25 protein-coding genes and 1 tRNA gene are annotated in these 26,274 nt (G+C 64.7%); 11 read left to right on the top strand and 15 right to left on the bottom strand.

The window, feature by feature from the left end; genetic code table 11:
- From IWY39_RS05210 to IWY39_RS05175, 8 genes are all read right to left on the bottom strand, one after another.
- Positions 1 to 1,002, bottom strand: coding sequence for a PhoH family protein (locus IWY39_RS05210; protein ID WP_017184211.1), 1,002 nt, complete (start codon positions 1,000 to 1,002; stop codon positions 1 to 3).
- 101 nt (positions 1,003 to 1,103) lie between these two features.
- Positions 1,104 to 2,453, bottom strand: a complete 1,350-nt coding sequence (gene miaB, locus IWY39_RS05205; protein WP_026149825.1) for a tRNA (N6-isopentenyl adenosine(37)-C2)-methylthiotransferase MiaB — start codon at positions 2,451 to 2,453, stop codon at positions 1,104 to 1,106.
- A gap of 7 nt (positions 2,454 to 2,460) precedes the next feature.
- Positions 2,461 to 3,243 (bottom strand): lysophospholipid acyltransferase family protein, encoded by a 783-nt coding sequence (locus IWY39_RS05200; RefSeq protein WP_107125278.1) that lies wholly within the window; start codon positions 3,241 to 3,243, stop codon positions 2,461 to 2,463.
- 4 nt (positions 3,244 to 3,247) lie between these two features.
- A complete protein-coding gene (locus IWY39_RS05195; protein ID WP_017184208.1) occupies positions 3,248 to 3,670 on the bottom strand; it encodes a Fur family transcriptional regulator in 423 nt (140 codons plus the stop codon).
- 123 nt (positions 3,671 to 3,793) lie between these two features.
- Positions 3,794 to 4,222 (bottom strand): MucR family transcriptional regulator, encoded by a 429-nt coding sequence (locus tag IWY39_RS05190; protein ID WP_017184207.1) that lies wholly within the window; start codon positions 4,220 to 4,222, stop codon positions 3,794 to 3,796.
- A 111-nt stretch (positions 4,223 to 4,333) separates the two neighbouring features.
- Positions 4,334 to 4,813: a ribosomal protein S18-alanine N-acetyltransferase gene (gene rimI, locus IWY39_RS05185; protein WP_107125213.1), complete on the bottom strand. Its 480-nt coding sequence runs from the start codon at positions 4,811 to 4,813 to the stop codon at positions 4,334 to 4,336.
- A complete protein-coding gene (tsaB, locus tag IWY39_RS05180) occupies positions 4,810 to 5,439 on the bottom strand; it encodes a tRNA (adenosine(37)-N6)-threonylcarbamoyltransferase complex dimerization subunit type 1 TsaB (RefSeq protein ID WP_017184205.1) in 630 nt (209 codons plus the stop codon). Before tsaB ends, rimI begins: the two co-directional genes overlap by 4 nt.
- Positions 5,440 to 5,522: 83 nt before the next feature.
- Entirely contained in the window at positions 5,523 to 6,098 is a 576-nt protein-coding gene (locus tag IWY39_RS05175) for a NifU family protein (RefSeq protein WP_107125214.1), read from the bottom strand.
- 97 nt (positions 6,099 to 6,195) lie between these two features.
- On the opposite strand from IWY39_RS05175, the gene IWY39_RS05170 reads away from it, so the two are divergent.
- The 3 genes from IWY39_RS05170 to IWY39_RS05160 all read left to right on the top strand — a co-directional run bounded on the left by IWY39_RS05170 (position 6,196) and on the right by IWY39_RS05160 (position 11,413).
- Entirely contained in the window at positions 6,196 to 6,666 is a 471-nt protein-coding gene (locus IWY39_RS05170) for a pyridoxamine 5'-phosphate oxidase family protein (protein ID WP_107125215.1), read from the top strand.
- 342 nt (positions 6,667 to 7,008) lie between these two features.
- Positions 7,009 to 8,391, top strand: a complete 1,383-nt coding sequence (locus IWY39_RS05165) for a DEAD/DEAH box helicase (RefSeq protein ID WP_017184201.1) — start codon at positions 7,009 to 7,011, stop codon at positions 8,389 to 8,391.
- 133 nt (positions 8,392 to 8,524) lie between these two features.
- On the top strand, positions 8,525 to 11,413 hold the full coding sequence (locus tag IWY39_RS05160; protein WP_107125216.1) for a M16 family metallopeptidase: 2,889 nt from the start codon (positions 8,525 to 8,527) through the stop codon (positions 11,411 to 11,413).
- 37 nt (positions 11,414 to 11,450) lie between these two features.
- On the opposite strand, the gene IWY39_RS05155 is transcribed toward IWY39_RS05160, so the two are convergent.
- On the bottom strand, positions 11,451 to 11,996 hold the full coding sequence (locus tag IWY39_RS05155) for a TetR/AcrR family transcriptional regulator (protein WP_107125279.1): 546 nt from the start codon (positions 11,994 to 11,996) through the stop codon (positions 11,451 to 11,453).
- 172 nt (positions 11,997 to 12,168) lie between these two features.
- On the opposite strand from IWY39_RS05155, the gene IWY39_RS05150 reads away from it, so the two are divergent.
- The 7 genes from IWY39_RS05150 to modB all read left to right on the top strand — a co-directional run bounded on the left by IWY39_RS05150 (position 12,169) and on the right by modB (position 20,967).
- Positions 12,169 to 13,317, top strand: a complete 1,149-nt coding sequence (locus tag IWY39_RS05150; protein ID WP_107125280.1) for an efflux RND transporter periplasmic adaptor subunit — start codon at positions 12,169 to 12,171, stop codon at positions 13,315 to 13,317.
- 3 nt (positions 13,318 to 13,320) lie between these two features.
- Entirely contained in the window at positions 13,321 to 16,473 is a 3,153-nt protein-coding gene (locus IWY39_RS05145; protein ID WP_107125217.1) for an efflux RND transporter permease subunit, read from the top strand.
- 3 nt (positions 16,474 to 16,476) lie between these two features.
- The gene (locus IWY39_RS05140) at positions 16,477 to 17,889 is read left to right on the top strand and encodes an efflux transporter outer membrane subunit (RefSeq protein ID WP_107125218.1); all 1,413 of its coding nucleotides are present in this window, start codon (positions 16,477 to 16,479) and stop codon (positions 17,887 to 17,889) included.
- 149 nt (positions 17,890 to 18,038) lie between these two features.
- Positions 18,039 to 18,530, top strand: a complete 492-nt coding sequence (locus tag IWY39_RS05135; RefSeq protein ID WP_107125219.1) for a methylated-DNA--[protein]-cysteine S-methyltransferase — start codon at positions 18,039 to 18,041, stop codon at positions 18,528 to 18,530.
- Positions 18,531 to 18,674: 144 nt separating this feature from the next.
- Positions 18,675 to 19,454: an SDR family NAD(P)-dependent oxidoreductase gene (locus IWY39_RS05130; protein ID WP_107125220.1), complete on the top strand. Its 780-nt coding sequence runs from the start codon at positions 18,675 to 18,677 to the stop codon at positions 19,452 to 19,454.
- A gap of 90 nt (positions 19,455 to 19,544) precedes the next feature.
- Complete coding sequence (locus tag IWY39_RS05125; RefSeq protein WP_107125221.1) at positions 19,545 to 20,228, top strand: ATP-binding cassette domain-containing protein; 684 nt, start codon at positions 19,545 to 19,547, stop codon at positions 20,226 to 20,228.
- 37 nt (positions 20,229 to 20,265) lie between these two features.
- Positions 20,266 to 20,967, top strand: coding sequence for a molybdate ABC transporter permease subunit (modB, locus tag IWY39_RS05120; RefSeq protein ID WP_107125222.1), 702 nt, complete (start codon positions 20,266 to 20,268; stop codon positions 20,965 to 20,967).
- Between the two features lie 39 nt (positions 20,968 to 21,006).
- Here the strand turns inward: modB and IWY39_RS05115 are convergent.
- The 6 genes from IWY39_RS05115 to IWY39_RS05090 form a co-directional block, all read right to left on the bottom strand.
- A tRNA-Arg gene (locus IWY39_RS05115) sits at positions 21,007 to 21,083 on the bottom strand.
- Positions 21,084 to 21,170: 87 nt separating this feature from the next.
- Positions 21,171 to 21,548: a hypothetical protein gene (locus IWY39_RS05110; protein WP_017184191.1), complete on the bottom strand. Its 378-nt coding sequence runs from the start codon at positions 21,546 to 21,548 to the stop codon at positions 21,171 to 21,173.
- Between the two features lie 100 nt (positions 21,549 to 21,648).
- Positions 21,649 to 22,290: an endonuclease III gene (gene nth / locus IWY39_RS05105; RefSeq protein ID WP_107125223.1), complete on the bottom strand. Its 642-nt coding sequence runs from the start codon at positions 22,288 to 22,290 to the stop codon at positions 21,649 to 21,651.
- 17 nt (positions 22,291 to 22,307) lie between these two features.
- Positions 22,308 to 23,072 (bottom strand): 4-hydroxy-tetrahydrodipicolinate reductase, encoded by a 765-nt coding sequence (gene dapB, locus IWY39_RS05100; RefSeq protein WP_107125281.1) that lies wholly within the window; start codon positions 23,070 to 23,072, stop codon positions 22,308 to 22,310.
- Between the two features lie 65 nt (positions 23,073 to 23,137).
- Positions 23,138 to 23,860 (bottom strand): GIN domain-containing protein, encoded by a 723-nt coding sequence (locus IWY39_RS05095; RefSeq protein WP_107125224.1) that lies wholly within the window; start codon positions 23,858 to 23,860, stop codon positions 23,138 to 23,140.
- Positions 23,812 to 24,573 (bottom strand): head GIN domain-containing protein, encoded by a 762-nt coding sequence (locus tag IWY39_RS05090; RefSeq protein ID WP_107125225.1) that lies wholly within the window; start codon positions 24,571 to 24,573, stop codon positions 23,812 to 23,814. Before IWY39_RS05090 ends, IWY39_RS05095 begins: the two co-directional genes overlap by 49 nt.
- 108 nt (positions 24,574 to 24,681) lie before the next feature.
- Between IWY39_RS05090 and IWY39_RS05085 the strand changes: the two genes are divergently transcribed.
- A complete protein-coding gene (locus tag IWY39_RS05085; RefSeq protein WP_107125226.1) occupies positions 24,682 to 26,271 on the top strand; it encodes a M28 family metallopeptidase in 1,590 nt (529 codons plus the stop codon).
- Positions 26,272 to 26,274: the final 3 nt, after the last annotated feature.

Here is a 26,274-nt window from a genome sequence, read left to right as displayed (position 1 = left end):
TTACGCATCCGGCCCCTCATAAGCCTGCACGATCCGCCCGACGACCGGGTGACGCACCACGTCGCCGATGCCGAAGGGCACCATCGCGATGCCCTCCACTCCGTCCAGTCGCGCGACTGCGTCCGCCAGGCCCGAAGCGCCCGGCAGCGGCAGATCGACCTGGCGGGGATCGCCGCAAATGACCATGCGGCTGCCTTCGCCAAAGCGGGTGAGGAACATCTTCATCTGGGCGATGGTGGTATTCTGCGCTTCGTCCAGCACGATGAAGGCGTTGGCCAGAGTTCGCCCGCGCATGAAGGCCAGCGGGGCGATCTCAATCTCTCCGCTGGCGATGCGCCGCTCGACCTGTTCGGCGGGCAGCGTGTCGTAGAGCGCGTCGTAGATCGGGCGGAGATAGGGGTCGACCTTCTCCTTCATGTCGCCGGGCAGGAAGCCCAGCCGCTCGCCCGCCTCGACCGCGGGGCGCGAGAGGATCAGCTTGTCGACCGTTCCGGTGATGAGCTGGCTGACCGCCTGCGCCACCGCCAGATAGGTCTTGCCTGTACCTGCCGGCCCCAGGGCGAAGATGATGTCGTTCCGGTTCATCGCCTCCATATAGGTGACCTGCGTGGCGGAGCGGGGGACGATGGTTTTCTTGCGCGTGCGGATCATCACCGTGGGCGGTTCGGCCACGTCATGGCGGATGATGCCGTCCAGCGTGGGTTCCGATGACATGGCGATCACGGCTTCCACTGCGCCCGTATCAATCTGTTGCCCGGCGACGATGCGGTTATAGAGGCCGGTCATGACGTCGCGCGCGCGGGCGGCGGCTTCCGCCTCGCCCTCGATCTGCAACTTGTTGCCGCGCGCAGCGATATAGACACCCAGCCGATTTTCGATGGCGACCAGATTCTGGTCATATTGCCCGAACAGGGTGCCCAGCAGATGCGGCTTTTCGAACGTGACTTCGAGCCGCGCGCGTTCGGCGATGTCGGTGCGGGGTTGATGCGGTTTCTTGCCCATTCAAAAGCCTCCCTTGCCTGTCATGCATCTCGTTAGGATCGGCCAGAGCCGCAGATCGAAGAGATGGCGTCCCGCTGTTGCGGGAATGACGAGGCTTTGGTTCAAGCGGCTTTCCTCCTGCCAATTTCGCCGGCCAGACTATTGGGACCGGCGCTGATGATGTCGACCTCTATCATATCGCCTATCGCCTGGTCGGGGGCGGTGACGTGAACGGATTGCAGCCAGGGCGTCTTGCCGATCAATTGACCGGGATAGCGGCCCGCGCGTTCCAGCAATATAGTGGTGCGGCGTCCGACCGTGGCGGCGTTGAAGCCGACCTGATGGCGATTGATCGCCGCCTGTAGCCGCACGAGCCGATCGTCCATGACGTCGGCGGGTATTTGCCCGTCCATGTCGGCTGCTGGCGTGCCGGGGCGGGGGCTATATTTGAACGAATAGCATTGCGCATAGCCCACGGCGTCGACGATGCGCAGCGTGTCGGCAAATTCCTCCTCGGTCTCTCCGGGGAAGCCGACGATGAAGTCGCCGGACAGGGCAATGTCCGGGCGGGCCGCGCGGACGCGATCGATCAGGCGCAGATAGCCCTCGACGCTATGGCTGCGGTTCATCGCCTTGAGGATGCGGTCATTGCCCGATTGCACCGGCAGATGGAGGAAGGGCATCAGCTTGTCCACGTCGCCATGGGCGGCGATCAGCCCATCGCTCATGTCATTGGGATGGCTGGTCGTATAGCGGATACGCTTGAGCGCATCGATCTTCGCCAGTTCCCGGACCAGACCGTCCATGCCCTGTGCCCGGCCCTTGTCATCCTCGCCGGTCCAGGCGTTCACATTCTGGCCCAGCAGCGTGATTTCCTTCACCCCGCCATCCACCAGCGCCTTCGCCTCGTCGAGGATCGCGCCCCATGACCGGCTGATTTCCGCGCCGCGCGTATAGGGGACGACGCAATAGGTGCAGAATTTGTCGCACCCTTCCATGATCGTCAGAAAGGCGGTGGGCCGCGCCTGTTTGGTGCGGGCGGGCAAGGCGCCGAATTTCGATTCCGCCGGCATATCGGTATCGACCGCCGCTTCGCCGCGACCCGCCTTTGCGATCAGGTCGGGCAGGCGATGATAGGCCTGCGGGCCGACGACGATGTCGACCGTCCGGGCGCGGCGGCTGATTTCGCTACCCTCCGCCTGCGCGACGCAGCCTGCGACTGCGATCATCGGGCGGCTGCCATCCTCGCGCGTCATCCGGCCAATGTCGGAATAGACCTTGTCCACCGCCTTTTCGCGGATGTGGCAGGTGTTGAGGATCACCAGATCGGCGTCATTCCCGTCCGCAGCAGCGGTCATGCCCCGCTCGCCCAGCATCTCGGCCATGCGTTCGCCATCATAGACGTTCATCTGGCAGCCGAAGGATTTTACGTGGAAGGTGGCTGGAGTCTTGGGCGGTAAGGGACGATTCATGGCCCAGCTATACAGGCGGCAGGGGGGTAGCGGAAGGCCGATGCTGCGATGCGGCGCTATCGGACGCATTTTGCGCGATGCTGGCCGCGATCGCCCCGCGTGCCGTGGCCGCTATGACCTTGCGATCGGCGCAATCGGCGGGATCGAACGGCGGCAGAAAGCGCAGCGTCACGTCCAGCCGCCCCTTGCGCCCCAAAACGCGCCATGCGTTGGCGCCCGCCGGTTCGTCGCCATGCCAGGCGATAGCGGATGTCGCCGCGCCATAGTCGATATGCACCGGCTGGATCAGCACCGCCCGCGGCGGCGGCAGCAGCACGGCCAGAAGCGATGGCTTGAACGGCAGCAGCCCGCTGCCGTCGCTGGTCGTGCCTTCGGGAAATAGCGCGACCGGCTGATGCCCCAGCATGGCGGCGCGCAGCGCGTCGATCTGGCCCGACAGCGCGCCGCGCCGCTCACGGGCGACGAACAATGTGTTGTTCTGCGCCGCGAGCCAGCCGACGACCGGCCAGCGAGCAATGCCGTCATGCGCGACAAAGGCCGCGCCGGTGGCGCCACCCATGACCAATATGTCGATCCAGCTGACATGGTTGGCCAGCAGGAACATGTCGCCGCCATGCGGCTGTCCAGCGATCCGCACCCGCACGCCGACGGCGCGCGCGGCCACGCCCAAGAAGCGGCGCGGCCAGGGCGACGGGCGACGAAGGACGCGCCAGAGCAGGTGGGGAGGCAGGCACAGCAGCAGGCTGGCAATCAGCGCGGCTATGCGCGACAAGCGACGAAGCGGCAGCAGCGCGTCAGTTCTTCCGGTCGAGGGCGACGCCGTACAATTCCATGCGATGATCGACCAGCCGGAAGCCCAGCTTTTCCGCGATCTGCTTCTGCAACTGTTCCAGTTCGGGGTCGACAAATTCGATCACATTGCCGGTTTCGACATCGATCAGATGATCGTGATGCGATTCGGGCGCAGCTTCGTAACGGGCGCGGCCATCGCCAAAATCATGGCGTTCCAGAATGCCGGCCTCTTCGAACAGGCGCACCGTGCGATAGACGGTGGCGATCGAAATGCCTGGGTCGATCGCGGCGGATCGCTTGTGCAATTCCTCGACATCGGGATGGTCGGTCGCATCGCTCAGCACCTGGGCGATCACCCGGCGCTGTTCGGTGATGCGCAGCCCCTTTTCGTGACACAGGGCTTCGACGTCGATCTTGCGGTTCATGGAGTCTCGCTGGCTTTAGAGGTGCGGACAGTCAGACGAAGCCTAGCGGCTTTTCCTGTCGCGTAAAGGGGCACATGGCTGCATGTGCCCCTTTACACAAGACCGTTCCGTCAGCCGGGCGGATTACTTTGCGGCGCTGCCGCTACGGCGGCGCTTGGTGCCCAGGCCGATTTTCTTGGCCAGCGAGCGGCGCTGTTCGGCATAGTTGGGGGCGACCATCGGATAGTCGGCGGGCAGGCCCCATTTTGCGCGATAGTCTTCGGGCGTCATCTGATAATGGGTCATCAGGTGGCGCTTGAGCATCTTGAGCTTCTTGCCATCTTCCAGACAGATGATGAAGTCCGGCTTGATCGACGAACGGACCGAAACCGCAGGTTCGGGCTTGACGTCCGGCACGGCAGTCGGCTCGCTCAGGCCCGACAAGGCAGCGTGGACATTCTGGATCAGAGCAGCAACGTCAGATACAGACACGCTGTTATTGGAGACATGCGCGGCGACAATGTCCGATGTCAAAGTAATGAGCAGTTCGCTCTGTGCGGATTCTATTTCCATTGTCCTGCATCCTGTAAGGCTATTGTTGCGCGACCCGTCCTACGAGATTCATTTCAGGAACGGTATGTGTTCGCTAAACCTTGCCGGATAATTTCGCAAGAGCATTTGGCATCAAGCAAGCATGTCGATGCGAAAACTTAGAGCATCATAAAGTTGTCCATCATTGCCGCGATAGTAACCGGGGCGGCGATGCACGTATTCAAAGCCTGTTTTCTCATAGAGATGCACGGCGTTGTTGCTGGCGCGCACTTCCAGGTTCATGGATGTAATGCCTCTGCGACGCGCCGTGCGCAAACTGTCGCGCAGCAACGCTTCGCCAACGCCCCGTCCACGCCAGGCGGGGTCGACCGCCAGCAGCAGCAATTCGCATTCGTCGAGCACGGATCGCACCAGCGCAAAGCCCAGCGCCGCCGCGTCCACGCGCGCGATCGTCAGCCAGGTGCCGGGCATCATCATGACGCCGGCCAGTTGCGGCAATGTCCATGCCTCACCAAAAACCGGATCGAAGGCGGCCTCCATCACCGTCATCGCATCGGCCATCGCGTTGCGTTCGCTCTGGTCGTAGGTATCGAGGACAAGACCCGGCATCATGAGGCGGCGCGCTCCGCCATGGTCTGCGCGTCTGCGCCCCGGCCATAAATGGGCGTTGCGGGCAGGGCGGGCTGGGCGGCGATCAGGCCATAGTCCGCTGCGTCGGGATAGAGATTGACTGCGGCGCCATGGCCGCGCGCGGTCACCAATGCTTCCGCCCCGGTGCCGTAGAGCGTGTCGATGTCGAGCTGCGTCGCCAGGGCGGCGATGGGGGTCGAGGCGACCGGGCTGGTCGCGTTCAGCCCGTCGGCGGTGAAGCATTGCCAGAATAGTTCGCCATGGCCGCCAGTGATGGTGACCGCAATCGGTCCGTCGCCAGCATGGAGTTGCGCCGCTTGCGCCGCGATCAGCGACGGCGCGCTATATCCGCGTAGCGGCAGTTGCCAGGCCAGCGCCAGCGCGCGGGCAGCGGCGATACCGATGCGAACCCCGGTAAAGCTGCCGGGGCCAACATTGACGGCGATGGCATCGGCGCGGCCACCGCCGGGCAGGGCGGCAATGGCGGGCAACAGGGCTTCGGCGTGGCCGCGCCCCACAATTTCATGGAAGCGCGCAACGGGCGCCCCATCTTCCAGCAGCGCGACGGACAAAGCCTGTGTCGCGGTGTCGATCACCAGCAGGCGCAAACCTTACCCCCCTCAACCTTCCTTCTTGCGGTTAGTCGATCTGTCGTGATTTGCCAAATGGTGGAAAGGGAAGGTTGACCCGATCAGACCGCGCGGACTTCCGTCACTTCGGGGACATAATGTTTGAGCAGTTGCTCGATCCCGTTTTTCAGCGTTGCGCTGGACGAGGGGCAGCCAGCGCAGGCGCCCTGCATCTTGAGGAATACGGTGCCCTTGTCGAAGCCGCGATAGACGATGTCGCCGCCATCATTGGCGACGGCGGGGCGGACGCGCGTGTCGATAAGATCGCGGATCTGCGCGACGATTTCAGCATCTTCCGGGGCGTCGCCAAAGGCGTCGTCATCCAGCGGCACGGCTATGCCCGCGGCCGATCCCGGCGCGAACAGCGGCATGTTGGCGGAAAAATGGTCTAGCAGGATCGACAGTATGTCCGGCTTCACGTCCCGCCATTCCGATCCCGGCGCGATCGTCACCGACACGAAATTGCCGCCGAAAAAGACCCCGGTAACATCGCCCAGCCCGAACAGCGCGTTGGCGAGGGGCGATGCCTCCGCCTCTTCAGGGGTTGCGAAATCGCGCGTTCCATCGCCCATGACCGCCTGGCCGGGGAGGAATTTGATGGTTGCCGGATTGGGCGTCAGTTCGGTCTCTATCAGCATGGCCGCTATGTGGCGATTTGCAGGCGCAAGATCAAGCGCTGCGGGAACTTCGCTGGCACCCGTCGATTGTTGGGAATGACCCAGCAGGAGAGATAGAATGACGACGCCAAAGAATATTCGCGAACATTTCTGGAGCGATATGAGCAAAAGCCCCTTCGTCATGGTGGGGTTGAGCAATAGTCAGGAGCATAGCCTGCCGATGACGGCCCAGCTTGATCCCGATGCCGATCATTGCTTCTGGTTCTATACGTCGCGCGACAATCGCCTGGCCCCCGGCGGCCCTGCCATGGCCCAGTTCGCGGCGAAGGATCATGGCCTGTTCGCCTGCATCAACGGCACGCTGGTCGAGGAGACCGACCCGGCGGTGATCGACCGCTACTGGTCCAAGCAGGTTGAGGCCTGGTATGAGGGCGGTCGCAACGATCCCAACCTGCTGATGCTGCGCTTCGACCTTGGCACGGCGGAAATCTGGCTGGCCGACCTGTCGCTGACGGGCGTTTTCAAGATGATGTTCGGCGGTGATGTGTCCAAGGAGATGAAGTCCAAGCATGCCGAGGTCGCGCTGTAAGGCGGTTGAGCGGCATATACTGAACCCCATGGGCGTGCGAAGGCGCGTTCCCAAGGGCAAGCGGCCGCGCTTCATCGCGCGGCCGCTTGCTATTTGCCTGCATCTTCGCCATATGCGTTGCAGCGCAGCAGAGGGGCCATGACGGTTCCATAGCGATTGGCAGCGTGATCGTCCGCAACCTGGGCGGCTGGAACAGCCGCAATAGGATCACGGACCGGCCAATGAGAGTCTGCGCCAAGCTTGAGGCTTCCCTTTTCACGCGGGTCGTTTCGTAACCCGCCTCGCGCCCTTCCTGCGTCCGCAGAGCAAGTTGGCGTAAAGGCCCACTTGTGAGTTTTCCAAATGCAATTCAACGATTTTGGTCTGGCCGAGCCGATCACCAAGGCGCTTGCCTCCAAAAATTATGTGACGCCCACGCCTATCCAGCAAAAGGCGATTCCCGTGCTGCTGGACGGCAAGGATCTGTGCGGCATCGCCCAGACCGGCACCGGCAAGACCGCGGCCTTCGCGCTGCCCAGCCTCGATTATTTTGCCCGCAACCCCAAGCCGACGCCGATCAAGGGCTGCCGGATGCTGGTGCTGGCCCCGACCCGCGAACTGGCCGCGCAGATTGCGCAGAGCTTCCGCGACTATGGCCGCTTTTTGAGACTGTCGGTCGAAACCGTGTTCGGCGGCGTGCCCATCGGCAAGCAGATCCGGGCGCTGGCCGGGGGCGTCGACATCGTCGTCGCGACGCCGGGCCGTCTGCTCGACCTGATCGACCAGCGCGCGCTGACCATCAAGGACACGGAAATCTTCGTGCTCGATGAAGCGGACCAGATGATGGACATGGGCTTCATCCAGCCATTGAAGCGCATTGCCAAGATGCTGCCCGCCGATCGGCAAAACCTGTTCTTCTCGGCCACGATGCCCAAGGAAATCGAGGCGCTGGCCGCCCAGTTCCTCAATAATCCGGTCAAGGTCAGCGTTGCGCCGCAATCGACCACCGCGGAGCGCGTCCAACAGCGCGCCACCTTCGTCAATCAGGCCGAGAAGCAGGCGCTGCTCCACCTGATCCTGAAGAGCGAGGACATTGACCGCGCGCTGATCTTCACCCGCACCAAGCATGGCGCCGACCGCGTCGTGCGTTTCCTGGAAGGCGCGGGGATCGAGGCGTTCGCTATCCATGGCAACAAGAGTCAGGGCCAGCGCACCACCGCGCTCCAGGCATTCCGCCAGGGCAAAGTGAAGCTGCTGGTCGCGACCGACATCGCTGCGCGCGGCATTGACGTGTCGGGCGTGTCCCACGTCATCAACTTTGAAATCCCCAATGTGCCCGAACAATATGTCCACCGCATCGGCCGCACCGCGCGCGCCGGGGCCGAAGGCGTTGCGATCAGCTTCGTGGCGGACGATGAGCGGCCTTATCTCAAGGCGATCGAACGGGCGACGCGGGTGAAGCTGGCGATCGAACCGCTGCCGGAGAATTTCATGGAAGCGGTGCGGAACCTGCCCAAGCCAGCCGCCCCCAAGAAGGGACCGAGCCAGACGCCGCAGCAGCAGGCGCGTCGCGCCGAAGGGCAGCGCAAATATCAGGATGGCCAGCGCCAGCAGCGCGGCACCCCCGATCGGGCGCATCGCACCGATGCCGAGGGTGGCGAGAAGCGACCCTTCCGCCGTCGCCGCAGCGGCGGTGGCGTTGGCGCGCACAAGGGCGCGGTCCAGCGCACCGGCGCGCCGCGCTGATGCAATCTTCCGTTCGTTTCGAGCGTGGTCGGAAAACTATTCCGACACGCTCGGAGCGAACGATATTTTGCGGCGTCCCATGACCATCTTTGTCAGTAGCCATTCAGGAAAATCCCGTTAGGCTCCCCGGCCTATGAGATTTTTCCCCCGGCGCGCCGCCGCTTCGCTGACTGTCCTTGCCCTGCTGCTGTCGGGCGCGCCCGCGCCGCTGGCGGCCCGGACGGAATCTGCCCCTGCCGCCACGTCAGGCGCGCTTGCGCCGAAGGTGCGGCCGTGGCTTTACGAAAATAGCGATGTGCCGATCGATGCCGCATGGCGGTTCGGCACTTTGTCCAACGGCCTGCGCTATGCGATCCGTCGCAATGGCGTGCCGCCGGGGCAGGTGTCCGTGCGTTTGCGGATCGACGCGGGATCGCTGATGGAGCGGCCCGACGAGCAGGGCTATGCCCATTTCATGGAGCATCTGACCTTTCGTGGGTCACGCCATGTCCCCGATGGCGAATCCAAGCGTATCTGGCAGCGGCTGGGCGTGACATTCGGCAGTGACAGCAATGCGCAGACGACGCCGACCGGCACCAGCTATGCGCTCGACCTGCCGCAGGCGACGCCGCAGAGCCTGGGCGAAAGCCTGAAGATTCTGGCGGGGATGATGGCTGACCCCAATATTGTCGACAGCGCGGTCGATGCAGAGCGCGCGGTGGTGCTGGCCGAACGGCGCGAGAGCGACGGGCCGCAGACGCGGATTTCCGACGTCAGCCGCGAGCATTTCTTCGCCGGGCAACCCATGGCCGATCGTGCGCCGATCGGCACGGTGGCGACGCTCAACGCCGCGACGGCGGCGAAGATGACGGCGTTTCACGAGCGCTGGTATCGCCCGGAAAACGCCGTGATCGCGATAGCGGGGGATATTGATCCGGCGCTGGCCGAACAGCTGATCAAGGACCAGTTTGGCGGCTGGTCCGTGCCCGGCAAGGGTGCGCCCATGCCGGACTTCGGCGCGCCCGATCCCAAATTCCCCGCCACCCGCGTTGCGGTGGAGCCGGGCGTGCCGCTGGGCCTGACGCTTGCCTGGCTGCGCCCGTGGAAGCCGCGCGCCGACACTATCCTCTACAATCAGGACAAGCTGACCGACATGCTGGCGTTGCAGATCATCAGCCGCCGGCTGGAGCAGGCGGCGCGCAGCGGTGGCAGCTTCCTGCAATCGAGCGTCGAACAGCAGGATGTCAGCCGATCGGTCGACGGTACGTTCATGACCATCATCCCGGTGGGCGAGAATTGGCAAAAGGCGCTGGCCGATGTCCGCGGCATCGTGGAGGACGCCAAGACCACGCCGCCCAGCCAGACCGAAATCGACCGCGAATATGCGCAGATGGATACGGCGCTGGCGATCCAGGTCGAAAATGCCGATACGGAGGCGGGCGCGAAACAGGCGAGCGACCTGATCAGTGCGGTCGATATTCGCGAAACGACGGTCAGCCCCGACGCGGCGCTCAGCATCTTCCGCTCTGGCAAGGCGAACATGACCCCTGCCAAGATCGTCGAATCGACCAACCGGCTGTTTTCGGCAGGCGTGTTCCGCGCCCTGCTGGTGACGGGCACGGCGCAGCAGGGGCTGGACGCGAAGCTGGCGGCGGCCGTCGCCGCGCCGGTCAAGGCGGCGACCAATGCGCGGCTGGCCGACAAGATCGTGACGATGGCGGACCTGCCCAAGCTGGGTGCGCCGGCCACGGTCGTTTCCCGCACGCCCATTGGCCTGGCCGGGATGGAAAGCATCACCTTTTCCAACGGGGTGAAGCTGACCCTGTTTGCCAATGATGCCGAGACGGAAAAGGTGCGGATCAACGTCCGCTTCGGTCATGGCCAGCAGGCCTTCTCGCCGGTCAAGCCGGTGGCGAGCTGGGCAGGGGATTATGCGCTGGTGGCCAGTGGCATCGGTACGCTGGGCCAGCGTGAACTGGACGACCTGACCAATGGTCGCCGCATGGGCATGGACTTTTCGATCGACGAAGATGCGTTCGAATTGCAGGCGGTGACGCGCCCGGCCGACTATAAGGACCAATTGCGCCTGTTCGCGACCAAGCTGGGTGCGCCCGGATGGGACCCGGCGCCGATCGCGCGGGTCAAGGCAGGCGCGACCGTCGCCTATGACGCCATGACCCGGTCGCCCGACGCCGTGCTGGGGCGTGATCTGGGCTGGTTGCTGCATGACAAGGATGTGCGGTTTCGCACCCCGTCGCTGGCCGAAATCAACGCGCTGACGCCGCAGGCCTTCCGCGCGACATGGGAACCGATTCTGGCGTCGGGACCGATAGAGGTGCAGATTTTCGGGCAGGTGAAGCCGGACGACGCGATAGCGGCAGTGGCGCAGACGCTGGGCGCGTTGCCGCCCCGCGCCGATACGCCCGTGCCCGCCGCCAACCTGGCGATGCGCTTTCCCGCCCATGTCGAAACCCCGATCGTGTTGCGGCACAAGGGCGACAAGGAACAGGCCGCCGCCGTCATGGCATGGCCGACATCGGGGGGCTTCACCCTGCAAAAGGAAGCGCGCCAGCTGGAGATACTGACGCAGATCTTCAACGACCGGCTGTTTGATCGGCTGCGATCGACCGAGGGCGCGGCCTATTCGCCCAGCGTCCAGAATAGCTGGCCATTTTCCTATGAGAGTGGTGGCTATATATTGGTGACGAGCCAGGTGCGGCCTGACCGGATCGCCTATTTCTACGATGTGGTGAAATCGACCGCGACCGATCTGGCCAGGACGCCGGTCAGCGAGGATGAATTGCAGCGCGCGGTCGCGCCGATGCGGCAGATGCTGATGCGGGCCGGGACGGGCAATGCCTTCTGGATGAACCAGATGGAAGGCGCGACCCATGATGCGCGCTATGTGGCGGCGATGCAGACGATGGCGCAGGATATGCTGACTGTCACGCCAGCCCAGTTGCAGGCGCTGGCCGCCCGCTATCTGGTTCCGGCCAAAAGCTGGTCGGCGATTGTCCTGCCAGAAGGGGTCGAGGCGAAATAACCGGGGGGGCGCTGCTGGTCCGGCGCCCCGCTTTTGTCTAGCAGATGGCGCGCAGCGCCGCGACGATCATCCGCGCGGAGAGGCGGGCGGTATCGGTTGCGCTGAGGCTGGGGCGCGAAAGGCTGCGATGGCCAAGGCCGAACAGGCAGGCGAGGACAATTTCCTCAGCGCCGTCCAGCGCTTCGCCTGACAGGTCAGGATTGGCCGCGCAGGCAAAGTCGCGAATATAGCCGCGAAACCGCACGCACATCGCCGCGATCATATCCCCGACCGGCCGGTTGCGGAAACTTTCGGCCAGAATGTCGAAGGACAGCGCTTCGTCCTTTTCATCGACGACATGCAGCAGCAATTCCTCGAACGTCTGTTCGACCGTCAGTTCGCCAGCGTCGAGCCGCGAGCGCAGCGCATCCATATGCATGCAGCGTTCGTCATAATCCGCCTGTACGATGGCGGCGATGATGTCTTCCTTGCCCTTGAACAGGCGATAGATCTGCCCGACCGAAACCTGGGCTGCTACGGCCAGTTCGGCCATGGAGGATTGATGGAAGCCATGGCTGTCGAACAGCGTTCGGGCGGCTTCCATGATCCGCTCCTTACCCGACCTTTCCGGTACGGTCTGTTTTTGCTGCGTTGCAACCAATTTGCCCTCCTAGACATTTTCTCTCTTGAATTCACATTGGCATGATCCTACCTGCGGCGCAAGCGGAATGAACGTTCATTCCGATCAGTATCCTATCAAAACGGAAATATGCGCGATGCAAAAGGGGAAGTTCATCGGTCTGCTGGCGTGTGCGTCGGCGCTGACTCTGAGTGCGTGCGGGGACAGTCCGCCGCCTGCGCCGCCGCCCCCCGCCGTGGGCGTCGTAACGCTCGAAACCGGCACCGCGCCGCTGATCAATGAGCTGCCGGGACGGATCGTAGCGGTGGAAACCGCCGAAGTTCGGCCACAAATCAGCGGCGTTATCCGTCGCCGTCTGTTTGCCGAGGGCGGCATGGTGCGGGCCGGGCAATTGCTCTACGAAATCGAGGACGCCCCCTATCGCGCCGCCGTCGCGCAGGCGCAGGGTGCGCTGGCGCGGGCCAATGCAGCGATCCGGGCCACCAGCCTGCAGGCGCAGCGCTACAAGGATCTGGTGGGCATCAACGCCGTCAGCCGTCAGGAATATGACAATGCGGACGCCGCTGCCCAGCAGGCGCGCGCCGATGTTGCAGCGCAGCGTGGCGCGCTGCAATCAGCGCAGGTGAACCAGAATTTCACGCGCATTCGCGCCCCCATTTCCGGTCGTATCGGCCGTTCGCTGTTCACGCCGGGCGCACTGGTGCAGGCCGGGCAGGCGGACCCGCTGGCGACGATCCAGCGTACCGACACGGTCTATGTTGATGTCACCCAGTCCGCCGCGGAGATCATCGACCTGAAGCAGGCGATGAAGAAGGGCGGCGTCAGCAGCGTGGACGGCGCGCGCATCCAGTTGCTGCTGCCCAATGGCAGCACCTATCCGATCGAGGGCAGGCTGCAATTTTCCGAAGTGTCGGTCGATCCGACGTCGGGCGCGGTGACGCTGCGCGCGACCTTCGCCAATCCCGACGGGCTGTTGCTGCCCGGCATGTATGTGCGCGCCAGGGTAGTGGAAGGCCAGCGCCGCCAGGTCATCCTGGCGCCGCAGCAGGGCATCAGCCGCGACGCGCGCGGCCGCGCGACGGCGCTGGTCGTCGGCAAGGACAATAAGGCGGAATTGCGCCAGGTGACGGTCGATCGCCCGGTGGGCGACAAGTGGATCGTTACCGGCGGGTTGAAACCGGGCGACCGTTTGATCGTCGAAGGGCTGCTCAATCTGCGCCCCGGCACGGTCGTCAAGCCCGGTGCGCCGCAGCAGGTTACCGCGTCCACCGGCGGGGCGCAGTAAATCATGGCCCGCTATTTTATCGACCGGCCCATCTTTGCATGGGTCATCGCCATCGTCATCATGCTGGCGGGTCTGCTCGCCATCAGGGCGCTGCCCGTCGCGCAATTTCCTGAAATCGCGCCGCCCACGGTCAGCATCGCAACCAGCTATCCGGGTGCCAATGCCCAGACGCTGGAAAGCACGACGACCCAGATCATCGAGCAGCAGCTCAAGGGCATCGACAATCTGCGCTATTTCTCGTCCACCAGCGATAGCGCGGGCAACCTGAACATCACGCTGACGTTCGAGCAGGGCACCGATGCGGACATCGCGCAGGTGCAGGTGCAGAACAAGCTGGCGCAGGCCACGCCGCTCCTGCCGCAGGAAGTGCAGCAGCAGGGTCTGCGCGTCACCAAATCGACCGCCAGCTTCCTGATGGTGATGGCGGTCTATTCCGATGACGGCATCCATGATCAGCAGGACGCGGGCGATTTTATCGCGTCATCGCTGCAAGATCCGATCAGTCGCGTCACCGGGGTTGGCGACACCCAGTTGCTGGGTGCGCAATATGCCATGCGGGTGTGGCTGGACCCCTACAAGATGGCCAATCTGGGCGTCACGACGGGCGACGTGAAGGCCGCGATCCAGGCGCAAAATGCGCAGGTATCGGCGGGCCAGATCGGCGGCACGCCATCGCCCAAGGGCCAGGCGCTCAACGCCACCGTCACCGCCCAGTCGCGGTTGCGCACGCCGGAGGAATTCCGCGCCATCCGCCTGCGCAGCAACAGCGACGGGTCGGTCGTCCTGCTGTCCGACGTGGCGCGGGTCGAACTGGGATCGGAAAATTACAGTTTCGGCGCGAAGTTCAACGGCCATCCGGCCGCCGGGTTCGGCATCAAGCTGGCGCCGGGCGCCAACGCGCTGGACACGGTTACGGACGTCAAGGCGCAGATCAAGACGCTGTCGAGGAACTTCCCGTCCTGGGTCAAATATGACTTCCCGGTCGACAATTCGACCTTTGTGAAACTGTCGGTCGAACAGGTCATCCACACGCTGATCGAGGCGGTGTTGCTGGTGTTCGTCGTCATGTTCCTGTTCCTCCAGAACTGGCGCGCGACGTTGATCCCCACCATTGCCGTGCCGGTCGTGCTGCTGGGATCGCTCGCGATCCTGCATGCGGCGGGTTTTACCATCAACACGCTGACCCTGTTCGGCATGGTGCTGGCGATCGGCCTGCTGGTCGACGACGCCATCGTCGTCGTCGAAAATGTCGAGCGGCTGATTCAGGATGAAGGCCTCAGTCCCAAGGAAGCGGCGAAAAAGTCGATGGACGAGATTAGCGGCGCGCTGATCGGCATCGGCCTCGTCCTGTCCGCGGTGTTCCTGCCCATGGCATTCTTTGGCGGTTCCACCGGCGTCATCTTCCGCCAGTTTTCGATCACCATCGTTTCGTCCATGATCCTGTCGGTGCTGGTCGCGCTGATCCTGACGCCCGCGTTGTGCGCCACGATCCTGAAACCGGCCCGGCATGACCATGCGACGCAGAAGGGCTTTTTCGGCTGGTTCAACCGCACGTTCGACAAGGGCGTTGTCCGCTATGGGCAGGGCGTCGAGAAGGTCGAGCGGCGCTGGGGCCGGACCATGCTGGTCTTTGGCCTGGTGACGGTGGGCATGGCGGTTATCTTCCTGCGCCTGCCGACCGGCTTCCTGCCCGAAGAGGATCAGGGCCGCATCATCAACCAGATTTCGCTGCCCACCGGCGCGACGATCGAGGAGACGGAGCGGACGCTGGACCGGGTGCGCGACTATTATCTGACGCAGGAAAAGGACAATGTCGCGGCGGTCTTTACCATTTCCGGCTTCGGCTTTGTCGGGCAGGGCCAGAATGTCGGTATCGCCTTCGTGCCGATGAAGGACTGGAAGCTGCGCAAGGGGCAGGACAACAGCGTCATGGCGATCGCCGAGCGCGCCAATGCCGCCCTGCACAAGATTTCCGCAGGCATGGTCATCGCGTTCGTGCCGCCAGCGGTGCAGGAACTGGGCAATGCGTCGGGTTTCGACTTCCAGTTGCTGGACCTTGGCAGTGTGGGCCATGAAAAGTTGCTGGAGGCGCGCAACCAGTTGCTGGGCATGGCGATGCAAGACAAGCGATTGGCGCAGGTGCGGCCCAATGGCCTGGAGGACAGCGCGCAGTTGAAGCTGACCGTCGATCAGGCGGCGGCGGGTGCGCTGGGCATCGCGCAGGCGGACGTCAACGACACGATCAGCACCAATCTGGGCAGCGCCTATGTCAATGACTTCATTGATCGCGACCGGGTGAAGCGCGTGTTCGTGCAGGCCGACGCGCCGTTCCGCACCACCCCCGATTCGATCGGGGCGCTGCATGTCCGGGGCAGCAGCGGCGTCATGGCACCCCTGTCGGCCTTCTCCACGACGGAATGGGTCACGGGTCCGGCCCGGCTGGAGCGGTTCAACGGCGTGCCGTCTATGAACATACAAGGCGCGCCCGCGCCCGGCGTGTCGAGCGGCGAGGCGATGAAGGCGATGGAGGAATATGCCGCCAAATTGCCCGCCGGCATCGGTTATAGCTGGAACGGCATTTCCTATGAGGAACGCACGTCCGGCGGGCAGGCACCCTATGTCTATGCCCTGTCGATGCTGATCGTGTTCCTGTGCCTGGCTGCGCTGTATGAAAGCTGGTCGGTGCCGATCGCGGTGATGCTGGTGGTGCCGCTGGGCGTTTTGGGCGCGGTGATCGCGGCCACGCTGGCGGGGCTGAACAACGACATCTACCTTCAGGTCGGCCTGATCACGACGATCGGCGTGTCGGCGAAGAATGCGATCCTGATCGTGGAATTCGCCGAGGAGAAGATGCGCGAGGGCATGTCGCCGGGCGCGGCCGCGCTGGAGGCAGGCAAGCTGCGTCTGCGGCCGATCCTGATGACCAGCTTTGCCTTCATCTTCGGCGTGCTGCCGCTGGCGCTGTCGACTGGGGCAGGGGCCGGTGGCCAGAATGCGATCGGCTGGGCCGTGGTCGGGGGCATGTTGTCCGCAACAGTGCTGGCGATCTTCTTCGTGCCGGTATTCTTCACCGTGGTGAAGCGGCTGTTCCGTGAACATAAGACCCATGATGCGGCGCAAGAGCAGGCAACGCCCGCCACGCCGCAGGAGGCATAAGAGATGCGTAACATCAAGGCGCTGGGCGCCATCACCCTGTCGCTGGCGCTGGCCGCCTGCGACATGGCGCCCAAATATGTGCGGCCCGCGCTGCCGGTTCCGGCGAGCAGCCCGCAGGGGCCGGCCTATGGCGCGGCGGACGGGGCGGTGGACAGGGCGGCGATCGTCCCGGCCGATACGGCATGGCGCGATTTCTTCACCGATGCGCGGCTGGCGCGGGTCATTGACACAGCGCTAGCCAATAATCGCGATTTGCGTGTTGCGCTGGCCAATGTGGAGCAGGCGCGGGCGCAATATCGGGTGCAGCGCGCCGACCTGCTGCCCGGTGTGACGGCGGGCGGCAATGCGACCTATCAGGATTCGCCCTTTTCGCTCGCCGGGTCGGGTCGGACGGATATTTATCAGGCGCAGGTTGGCATATCGGCATGGGAAATCGACCTGTTCGGGCGGGTCCGCAATCTGAGCAAGGCCGCGCAGGAGCAATATTTCGCCAGCGTCGAAACCCGCAACGCAGCGCAGACCGCGCTGATTGCGGAGGTGGCCAATGCGTGGCTGACGATGGCGGCGGACCAGGAACGGCTGCGTATAGCCCGCGATCTGGAAAGCGCATTCGGCAAGACGCTGGAACTGAACCGCGCCCGCTTTGCCAAGGGGATCGCGTCCGAACTGGAGGTGCGGCAGGCGCAGACCAGCTATGATTCGGCACGATCGACGATCGCCGAGACGCTGACTTTGGTGGCGCAGGACCAGAATGCACTCAATCTGCTGGCGGGTACTACCGTCGCGGCAAGCGACCTGCCCGATGCGCTGCCAGCGGCAGGCGCGACGATCGACAATCTGCCCGCCGACATATCGTCCGACGTCCTGTTGCGGCGGCCCGACATTGCGGCGGCGGAGCATCAGTTGCGCAGCGCCAACGCCAATATCGGCGCGGCGCGGGCGGCGTTCTTCCCCAATATCTCGCTGACGGCGGCGTTTGGTTCGCTGAGCCTGGGCCTGTCCAACCTGTTCGGGTCGGGCAGCCAGTTCTGGTCGGTCGCACCGTCGGCTTCGCTGCCGATCTTCGACTTCGGCAAGAATAAGGGCAATCTGGCCTATGCCAGGGCGACCTATGACGCGATGCTGGCGACCTATGAAAAGAGCGTCCAGACGGGCTTTCGCGAAGTCGCGGACGCGCTGGCAAGGCGCGGGACGATGACCCAGCAGATGGAAGCCCAGACGTCGCAACGGGATTCGGCGCGGGCCGCCTATACGCTGTCGGACGCGCGTTTCCGGGCCGGGGTCGATCCCTTTCTGACGACGCTGGATTCGCAGCGTGCGCTGTTCACGGCGGAGCAGAGCCTGCTGGCGACGCGGCTGACCCGCGCGACTAATATGGTCGAACTCTATCGTGCCATGGGCGGCGGCCTGAAATAAGGCGGCTTTGATCGCAAGGGGCGGGAGGCATATGGGCCTGCCCCTTGCTAGTCGATTGATTCTGACATTTGAACACGCCTTATCCCATAAGGTAGCAAATGTCAGAATCGAACCACTAGATGGGGCGGAACCGATAGGGAGACTGTTCCATGACGCTAGCCACGACCCTGTTTGCTTCGCCCGTCGGCACATTGACGCTGGTGGCCAGCGACGCCGGACTGGTGGCGGTGTTGTGGGAGAATGACGATCCTGCACGGGTACGCCTGCCGGTGACGGCGGCACGGCCCGACCATCCCGTCCTGCGGCAGGCCGCGACGCAACTGGCGGATTATTTCGCCGGGGCGCGGCAGCATTTCGACGTGCCGCTGGATATGCGCGGCACGGCCTTTCAGCAACGGGTGTGGGCGGCCTTGCTGGCGATCCCGTTCGGGGAGACGCGCAGCTATGGCGCGATCGCCAGCACCATCGGCCAGCCGACCGCATCGCGCGCCGTGGGGGCGGCCAATGGCCGCAACCCGCTGTCGATCCTTGCGCCATGTCACAGGGTGGTGGGCAGTAACGGGGCGCTGACGGGTTTTGCCGGCGGACTGGCGGCCAAGACATGGCTGATCGCGCATGAGCGGCAGGTTTTGGGAACATAAGGCCATAGCCTGTTGCGCCGGGGCGGCGATCCGCCTAGTCTGACTGGCAACAGGAGTTATCGAAATGAACCAGCGTAACCGCTGAAGCGGCACGACCTATAGCAGCGGATCAATCCGCCCATCTGGCTCTGTTTCGAGAATATCATGCATAAATTGACCAACAAGATTTGCGTCGTCACTGGCGCTGCGCGCGGCATTGGCCGGGCGATCGCGGCGCGTTTTCATGCCGAAGGCGCGCGCGTCATCCTGACCGACATTGATGAGGCGGGCGGGGCTGCGGCTGCGGCTGAAATCGGCTGCCGCTTCATCGCACTGGATGTGCGGGAGGAGGCGGACTGGGCGCGGCTGGCCGAGGCGGTTCCGGCGATCGACGTCATGGTGAACAATGCCGGGGTAACCGGGTTCGAACAGGGCATGGTCGCCCATGATCCTGAACATGCGACGCTGGCCGACTGGCGGGCGGTCCACCACGTCAACCTGGACGGCACCTTTCTGGGATGTCGATACGCGATCGGCGCGATGAAGGGGCAGGGCAGCGGATCGATTATCAACATTTCGTCGCGGTCTGGGCTGGTCGGCATTCCGCTGGCGGCGGCCTATGCCTCGTCCAAGGCGGCGATCCGCAACCATAGCAAGTCGGTCGCGCTCTATTGCGCGCAGCAGGGCTGGGCCATCCGCTGCAATTCGATCCACCCCGCCGCGATCCTGACGCCGATGTGGGAAAGCATGATCGGCGATGGCCCTGAGCGGGAGGCGCGGATGGCGGCGCTGGTCGCCGATACGCCGCTCAAGCGGTTCGGCACGAGCGATGAAGTCGCGACGGTCGCGGTCATGCTGGCGTCCGACGAGGCGACCTATATCACCGGGACGGAGGTGAATATCGATGGCGGGCTGCTGGCGGGATCGGCCGCTGCGCCCGGCTGAGCGGGGGTTTATGCCCACGTCGCGATGGATCGCCCCGCGCCATCGCTGCGCGCTTGCATCGGCTGAGCGGATCGGGGCACAAGGGCGGCAATGTCCGTTCCCCGCCCCGCTGTGACAGCCTGTCCCGATCCATCGCCGCCTGCGACCGCGTCGACTTTCCGCATCGACGTCTGGCGCGACCTGGGTGACCGACGGATCGCGTGCAGGATCGATGCCGGGCAGGGCGTGACGGCGTTGCTCGGCCCGTCGGGGGTGGGCAAGACGACCATACTCAACATGGTCGCCGGGCTGTTGCGGCCCGATGGCGGCCATATCCATGTGGGCGACGTGCCGCTGTTCGACGCCGCGCGGGGCATCAATGTCGCGCCGGAACATCGGCGTCTGGGCTATATCTTTCAGGACGCCCGGCTGTTCCCGCACCTGCGGGTGCGCGGCAATCTTCTCTACGGCGTGCGTCATGCGCCCGATGCCGCCGAGGCGCTGGAGGAGATGGCCCGCTTCCTTGGCATAGCGGGGCTGCTCGATCGCTGGCCATCGACCCTGTCGATGGGGGAGGCGCAGCGCGTGGCGATTGGCCGCGCCCTGCTGACGCACCCGTCCTGCCTGTTGATGGACGAACCGCTGGCGTCGATCGACCGCGCGCGGCGCGCGGACATATTGCAGCTGGTTGAACGGTTGCGGGACGAGGTAGGCGTGCCGATCCTGTATGTCACCCACGACCTGTCGGAGGCGGAGCGCCTGTCCGCGCATATCGTCCAGATGGATTTCCCATGATGGCCGCCAGCCGGACCCAGCACAGGAGCATGACGTGATGCTGGACCTGCCGCCCGATTACTGGCCGATCATCGCCCTGTCGATCAAGGTCAGCGCGGTTGCGGTCGGCGTGATGCTGCCGATTGCGTTCGCGCTGGCCTGGATATTGGCGCGATGGCGTTTCCCCGGCCGGATGCTGCTGGACGCGCTGGTCTATCTGCCGCTGGTGGTGCCGCCGGTCGTCACGGGGTGGCTATTGCTGCTGCTGTTCGGCGCGAACGGCCCGATCGGGCGCTGGCTGGCGGACTGGTTCGGCATCACCCTGCTGTTCCGCTGGACCGGCGCGGCACTGGCCGCCGGGATCATGGCCATGCCGCTAATGGTGCGGGCGATCCGCCTTTCGATCGAGGCGGTGGATCGACGGCTGGAAGGCGCGGCCCGGACGCTGGGGGCCGGACCGTTGCGGGTGTTCCTGACCATTTCCCTGCCGCTGTCGCTGCCCGGCGTGCTGGCGGGGGTGATATTGGGCTTTGCCCGGTCCATCGGCGAATTCGGCGCGACCATCACCTTCGTGTCCGATATTCCCGGCGAAACCCGCACGCTTCCCATCGCCATCTACGCAGCGTTGCAAGCCCCCGGCGCGGAGGCCGTTGTCACGCGGCTGGCGATCGCGTCGATCCTGCTGTCGCTGACCGCCCTGCTATTGTCCGAAGTGCTGGCCCGGCGCATGGCGGCGGGGGTTCGAAGCTATCGGGCCTAGGCCGCCGGGATATAGGAAATTGCGTGCCCCCGGATGAGGTGGTGCACCCAAGTGGATTCGAACCACTGGCCTTTGCCTTCGGAGGGCAACGCTCTATCCAGCTGAGCTATGGGTGCATGACGCTGGCCGGTGAGCCGTGTCAGACAGGCCGCTTAGCAAAGGCCGTTCGTCCGCGCCAGCGGCAAAATCGCCGCCGGGCCATCTTATTTCGATGCTTTTTTCATCGGCTGGAATTTGCCCAGGCCACAGCTGGCCCCCGGTTGCAGGCCGGGACCATTGTTCCACAGCACGGTGATGATATCGACCGAACAGAGTTGCGACAGGCTGGTGCGGTAGGAAAAGCGCTTTTCAAAGCCCAGGCTGGGGCAGCTGTTGGGCAGGGTGTTGCGGTAGATTTTATTGCCGTTCATGATGAAATCGATGGTGCGGTCATCGCGAACATTGGTCGAGCGGATCGAGGTTAGCGGGATGCAATCCATGGCCTTCGCGCCGGTCGGGACATAGGGGTCGGGCGTGGTCTTGGCGATGGCGGGGGCGGCGGCCAGGGCCAGCGCGAAACCCAAAGCGAAACGGACGGACATATATTCTCTCCTTAGAGACGTCTTTGAACGAATCGACGTCGCAGGACTGTGAAAACCGTCCTAGCCGACCGGTTCTGAACGCAGGAAGAACAAGCAGGCGTCAGGCGGGCGGCGGGGTCTTGGGCTTGAACCGGCACAGGTCGGCGACGGGGCAGCGCCAGCATTCGGGTTTGCGCGCCTTGCAGATATAGCGGCCGTGCAGGATCAACCAGTGATGGGCGTCGCGGCGGAAGGGTTGGGGGACGCGCTTTTCCAGTTTCGCCTCGACCGCCAGCACCGTCTTGCCCGGTGCCAGCCCGGTGCGGTTGCCGACGCGGAAGATGTGGGTGTCGACCGCTAAGGTTTCCTGCCCGAAGGCAGTGTTGACGACGACATTGGCGGTCTTGCGCCCGACGCCGGGCAGGGTGGTCAGCGTGTCGCGATCCTGGGGCACTTCCCCGCCAAAGTCGCGCACCAATATGTCCGACAGGGCGATGACATTCTTCGCCTTGGTATTGAACAGGCCGATCGTGCGGATATGGGCTTTGAGGCCATCCTCGCCCAGATCGACCATCTGCTGCGGCGTCGTGACGTCTGCGAAGAGGGCGCGGGTCGCCTTGTTGACGCCGACGTCCGTGGCCTGCGCCGACAGCGTCACCGCGACCAGCAGCTGATAGGGGTTGCCATATTCCAGCTCCGTCACGGGCGCGGGATTGGCTTCGGCCAGGCGGCTGAAAAAGTCGAAGATCTGCGCTTTGTTCATGACGATGCTCAGGTGCGTCAGAGGCCCAATACGCCCTTCATGTCGTACCGACCGACGCTCTGGCCGATCAGCCATTGCGCGCCCTTGACCGCGCCGCGGGCGAAGATGGTGCGGTTTTCGGCGCGGTGGCCGATTTCGATCCGTTCGCCTTCGGTTGCGAAGATGACCTGATGGTCGCCCGCGACCGATCCGCCGCGCAGGGCCGCAAAGCCGATCGCGCCGCTAGCCCGCGCGCCGGTGATGCCGTCCCGGCCGCGTTCGCTATGGTCGGCGAGCGTGATGCCGCGCCCGCGTGCAGCGGCCTGGCCCAGCAGCAGGGCGGTGCCGGACGGGGCATCGACCTTGTGCCGGTGATGCATCTCGACAATCTCTATATCCCAGTCATCGCCAAGGCCCGCTGCGGCCTGTTCCACCAGCGCGGCAAGCAGGTTGACGCCAAGCGACGTGTTGCCGGTCTGGAGGACGGGGATCATTGCGGCGGCTTCGTCGATCAGGGCGTGATGGACGGATTCAAGACCCGTGGTGCCGATCAGGATCGGCTTGTTGGCGGCAATGCAGACATCGAGATGAACAGAGAGGGCGCCCGGTACGGAGAAGTCGATCAGCACGTCGCTGCGCTCGGCGAGTGCCAGCGGATCGGTGGTGATGGCGATGCCCGGCGCGATCTCACCCACGCCGTCGCGGTCGGTGCCGCCCGCTATGCCAAGGCCAGCGTCCGCCGCGACCTGCGCAATGGCGCGGCCCATGCGGCCTGCTGCCCCGAAAATCCCGATAGTCGTCATGTTCGCCCCGTTCACATCCAGTCGTAGCGACCGATGCCAGAGCGACGGCGCTTTGTCATTATCGTTCAATAGGAGTCGCCGCCGCAGGCAATGCGCCCGGTGCCGCGATTGTCGACCGAACAGGCGGCCTTGCCAGTGACGGTGACGTCGCCCGAGCCAGTGGCGGTGATTTTGGCGGTGACGTCTGCGCTGAGGGCGATGCTGCCCGGCCCGTCATTGGCAAGGGTCGCCTGCCGCGCGCGCAGACCTTCGCCCGCGACCGCGCCGGGGCCGGAGACGCGGATATTGGCGACGCCGGTTCGCCCGGCCAGGGTCGCGCGGCCACCGCCCGCCAGCGACAGGTCGATCCGGTCGAGATCGACCGCCGCCACGCTCACGTCGCCATTGCCGCCCAGCACAATGTCGCCGCGCAGCCCCTTCATCCGGCTGACCGCGACCGATCCGCCGCCGGTCAGGACGATGCGGGACAGGTCGCCGGTGGAGACGCGCAGGGTCGCCGCGCCGCCGCCTTTTTCACCGGGCCGCGCGCGGGTGATGCCAATGATGAGCAGGCGGCCCGACACGGCGACGTTCAGCCGGTCGAGCAGCGCCTGATCCCCCTCCGCGCGGGCCGATGCGCCTGCGCCGGTGGTGACGATGACGGTGACCGGCGCATCGACCCGGATCGCGTCGAAGCTGGTGATGGTATAGCCGCGGGTCGCCGCCGCTGCGGGCGTCGCGATCAGGATGGTCGCGCCGATCAGGGCGCGCAGCGCGCCTCGCCCGGTCCTGTGCCACTGGTCGTACATTGCGCCTTGCCCTTCACCGTCACGTCGCCCGGCCCCATGATCCTGATAGCGACCGCGCCGTCCGACGCAAAGGCGATGTTGCCCGCGCCCAGGATCGACACTTTGGCCGTGCCCAGTTTGAGGTCGTCGGCGTCGATGTCCCCCGCGCCGGTGATGGCGAGTTCGCCTGAGTCGGCGGTGCCCGCGATCTTGACCGATCCGGCGCCGGTAATGTCGGTCTTGAGGCTGCGCAGTTTGACAGTGCCAATGGCGAAATCGCCAGCGCCGGTCAGCGACAGGTCCAGCGTGTCGCCTTCCGCCCGATCTAGCGTGAAGTCGCCTGCGCCGGTCAGCGCAGCGGCGCGGATGGCGGGCATGGTGACATGGACGGTGACGTCGCCATCGTCATTCTTGCGACCAAAGGCCCAGTTGCCGTCCGATTTGCGGCCGATCACCAGCCGGTCGCCCTTGACCGCGATGGTGAGCCTTTCGATCGCCTTGGGATCGCCCTCCGCGCGGACCGAATAGGCATCGCCGATCGTCACGGCGACATCGTCCGGGCCGGTCGCTTCGATGGCGTTGAAATCCTTGAGCGTCGACCAGTCCTGCGTCGCGCCGCCCTTCGCGGCGGGCGCGGCATCATCGGCAGGGCGCGAGCAGGCGGCGGTCGACAGGGCAAGCCCGGCAAGCAGCAGGGCCGACAGGGAAGGGGAACGGGTCATCGTCATCTCCATACTGTATTGCCATTGTAATACACGCTCATGGTAGCGGTTCCAAGCCCCCTTGTTCGTCAGGCAGGATAAGGCAAGATAGAGACGAGATTAGAACGGAGTAGCACGACCATGCGCGGCCTTTCCTTCGGCATATCCCTGATCGCGTTGATGGCGGGCAGCGCCGCGCCGGCCGCGGGCGAGGGGGACAAGGGCGCGCGCTGGTGGGCGCATGTCGAGGCGCTGGCCAATGATGCGATGGAGGGGCGCGGGACCGGGACGCCGGGCTATGACCGGGCGGCGGACTATGTGATCGGGCAGTTCAAGGCGATGGGGCTGAAACCCGCTGGCACGCAGGGCTATCGCCAGCCGGTGGCGTTTGTGGAGCAGCGCATCCTGTCCGACAAGTCCAGCGCGGCGCTGGTGGGACCGCAGGGGGAGGTGCCGCTGGCGGTGCCGGGCGACCTGATCTTTGGCGGCGGGGGCGGGCCGGTGCCCGAAAGCGTCGACGCGCCAATGGTGTTTGCGGGCTATGGCCTGCATCTGCCCGAAGCGGGGTATGATGATTTTGCCGGGCTGGACCTGAAGGGCAAGATCGTCGTCGTGCTGTCGGGCGGGCCGGCGACCCTGTCGGGCGCGCTCAAATCCCATGCGCGGTCGGAACGGTCGCAATGGCTGGCGGAGCAGGGCGCGCTGGGGCTGATCACGCTGGTGACGCCCAGGCAGGTGGAGATCCCGTGGGTACGGCGGATCGCCCTGTCGGGGGCGCCCGCGCTCTATTATAGCGATGTCAGCCTGCGCGACACGCAGACGCCTTTCCTGAGCGCGCAGCTCGATCCGGCCAAGTCCGACATGCTGTTTGCCGGGTCGGGACAGGATTTTGCCGCGATCGTGGCGGCGGCGGATGCGTCCGCGCCGGTGGCGTCCTTTCCGCTGGCGCTGCGGCTGAAGGCGCAGGTGAGCGCGACGCGGGCCGACCTGTCGTCGCCCAATCTGATCGCGGTGCTGCCCGGTAGCGACCCGAAGCTGCGGCAGGAATATGTCGTGCTGTCGGCGCATCTGGACGGCTATGGCGTGGGCACGCCGATCAAGGGCGATGCGATCTATAATGGCGCGCTGGACAACGCGTCCGGAGTGGCCAGCCTGCTGGAGATCGGGCGCGCGCTCAAAGCCGGCAAGGTGAAGCCCAAACGGTCGATCCTGTTCGCGATTGTCACGGCGGAGGAGAAGGGATTGCTGGGCTCCCGCTATTTCGCGCGCCGCCCGACCGTGCCGCAGAAGAGCATCATTGCCGACCTGAATTTCGACATGGCGCTGCCGATCTTCCCGCTGACCAGCGTGACGCCGATCGGCTATGACCAAAGTTCGCTGGGCAAGGATGCGGAAGCCGTGAGCGCGGCGATGAACCTGCCGATCACGCCCGACCCCTTTCCCGACCGCAACGTGTTCATCCGGTCGGACCAATATGCCTTCATCCGCGAAGGCATACCGGCGCTGTTCTTCAAATATGGGTTCAAGGCGGGGACGCCCGAAGCGACGGTAGAAAAGGTGTGGCGGGCGAATATCTACCATTCGCCCTTTGATGATCTGAACCAGCCGGTAATGCCCGCCGAAAGCGCGAAGCTGAACGACTATGTGACGGCGGTGACGCTGCGCGTGGCCAATGGGGCGGCGCGGCCGACCTGGAACGCGGACAGTTTCTTTCGGCGCTTTGCCAAGTAGCGG

The sequence above is a fragment of the Sphingobium sp. JAI105 genome, assembly GCF_015752145.1.
In the GTDB taxonomy this organism is placed as follows: Bacteria; Pseudomonadota; Alphaproteobacteria; order Sphingomonadales; family Sphingomonadaceae; genus Sphingobium; species Sphingobium xenophagum.
Note: the sequence above shows the minus strand (reverse complement) of the source record. Positions and strands in the feature narration are given on the sequence as shown.

What these genes read in the sequence shown, in the direction of transcription:
- IWY39_RS05210 (WP_017184211.1), bottom strand. Translation starts at nt 1,002, where the DNA reads ATGGGCAAGAAACCGCATCAACCCCGCACCGACATCGCCGAACGCGCG.
- miaB (WP_026149825.1), bottom strand. Translation starts at nt 2,453, where the DNA reads ATGAATCGTCCCTTACCGCCCAAGACTCCAGCCACCTTCCACGTAAAA.
- IWY39_RS05195 (WP_017184208.1), bottom strand. Translation starts at nt 3,670, where the DNA reads ATGAACCGCAAGATCGACGTCGAAGCCCTGTGTCACGAAAAGGGGCTG.
- IWY39_RS05190 (WP_017184207.1), bottom strand. Translation starts at nt 4,222, where the DNA reads ATGGAAATAGAATCCGCACAGAGCGAACTGCTCATTACTTTGACATCG.
- rimI (WP_107125213.1), bottom strand. Translation starts at nt 4,813, where the DNA reads ATGATGCCGGGTCTTGTCCTCGATACCTACGACCAGAGCGAACGCAAC.
- IWY39_RS05175 (WP_107125214.1), bottom strand. Translation starts at nt 6,098, where the DNA reads ATGCTGATAGAGACCGAACTGACGCCCAATCCGGCAACCATCAAATTC.
- IWY39_RS05170 (WP_107125215.1), top strand. Translation starts at nt 6,196, where the DNA reads ATGACGACGCCAAAGAATATTCGCGAACATTTCTGGAGCGATATGAGC.
- IWY39_RS05165 (WP_017184201.1), top strand. Translation starts at nt 7,009, where the DNA reads ATGCAATTCAACGATTTTGGTCTGGCCGAGCCGATCACCAAGGCGCTT.
- IWY39_RS05160 (WP_107125216.1), top strand. Translation starts at nt 8,525, where the DNA reads ATGAGATTTTTCCCCCGGCGCGCCGCCGCTTCGCTGACTGTCCTTGCC.
- IWY39_RS05155 (WP_107125279.1), bottom strand. Translation starts at nt 11,996, where the DNA reads ATGGAAGCCGCCCGAACGCTGTTCGACAGCCATGGCTTCCATCAATCC.
- IWY39_RS05150 (WP_107125280.1), top strand. Translation starts at nt 12,169, where the DNA reads ATGCAAAAGGGGAAGTTCATCGGTCTGCTGGCGTGTGCGTCGGCGCTG.
- IWY39_RS05145 (WP_107125217.1), top strand. Translation starts at nt 13,321, where the DNA reads ATGGCCCGCTATTTTATCGACCGGCCCATCTTTGCATGGGTCATCGCC.
- IWY39_RS05140 (WP_107125218.1), top strand. Translation starts at nt 16,477, where the DNA reads ATGCGTAACATCAAGGCGCTGGGCGCCATCACCCTGTCGCTGGCGCTG.
- IWY39_RS05135 (WP_107125219.1), top strand. Translation starts at nt 18,039, where the DNA reads ATGACGCTAGCCACGACCCTGTTTGCTTCGCCCGTCGGCACATTGACG.
- IWY39_RS05130 (WP_107125220.1), top strand. Translation starts at nt 18,675, where the DNA reads ATGCATAAATTGACCAACAAGATTTGCGTCGTCACTGGCGCTGCGCGC.
- IWY39_RS05125 (WP_107125221.1), top strand. Translation starts at nt 19,545, where the DNA reads ATGTCCGTTCCCCGCCCCGCTGTGACAGCCTGTCCCGATCCATCGCCG.
- modB (WP_107125222.1), top strand. Translation starts at nt 20,266, where the DNA reads ATGCTGGACCTGCCGCCCGATTACTGGCCGATCATCGCCCTGTCGATC.
- IWY39_RS05110 (WP_017184191.1), bottom strand. Translation starts at nt 21,548, where the DNA reads ATGTCCGTCCGTTTCGCTTTGGGTTTCGCGCTGGCCCTGGCCGCCGCC.
- nth (WP_107125223.1), bottom strand. Translation starts at nt 22,290, where the DNA reads ATGAACAAAGCGCAGATCTTCGACTTTTTCAGCCGCCTGGCCGAAGCC.
- dapB (WP_107125281.1), bottom strand. Translation starts at nt 23,072, where the DNA reads ATGACGACTATCGGGATTTTCGGGGCAGCAGGCCGCATGGGCCGCGCC.
- IWY39_RS05095 (WP_107125224.1), bottom strand. Translation starts at nt 23,860, where the DNA reads ATGTACGACCAGTGGCACAGGACCGGGCGAGGCGCGCTGCGCGCCCTG.
- IWY39_RS05090 (WP_107125225.1), bottom strand. Translation starts at nt 24,573, where the DNA reads ATGGAGATGACGATGACCCGTTCCCCTTCCCTGTCGGCCCTGCTGCTT.
- IWY39_RS05085 (WP_107125226.1), top strand. Translation starts at nt 24,682, where the DNA reads ATGCGCGGCCTTTCCTTCGGCATATCCCTGATCGCGTTGATGGCGGGC.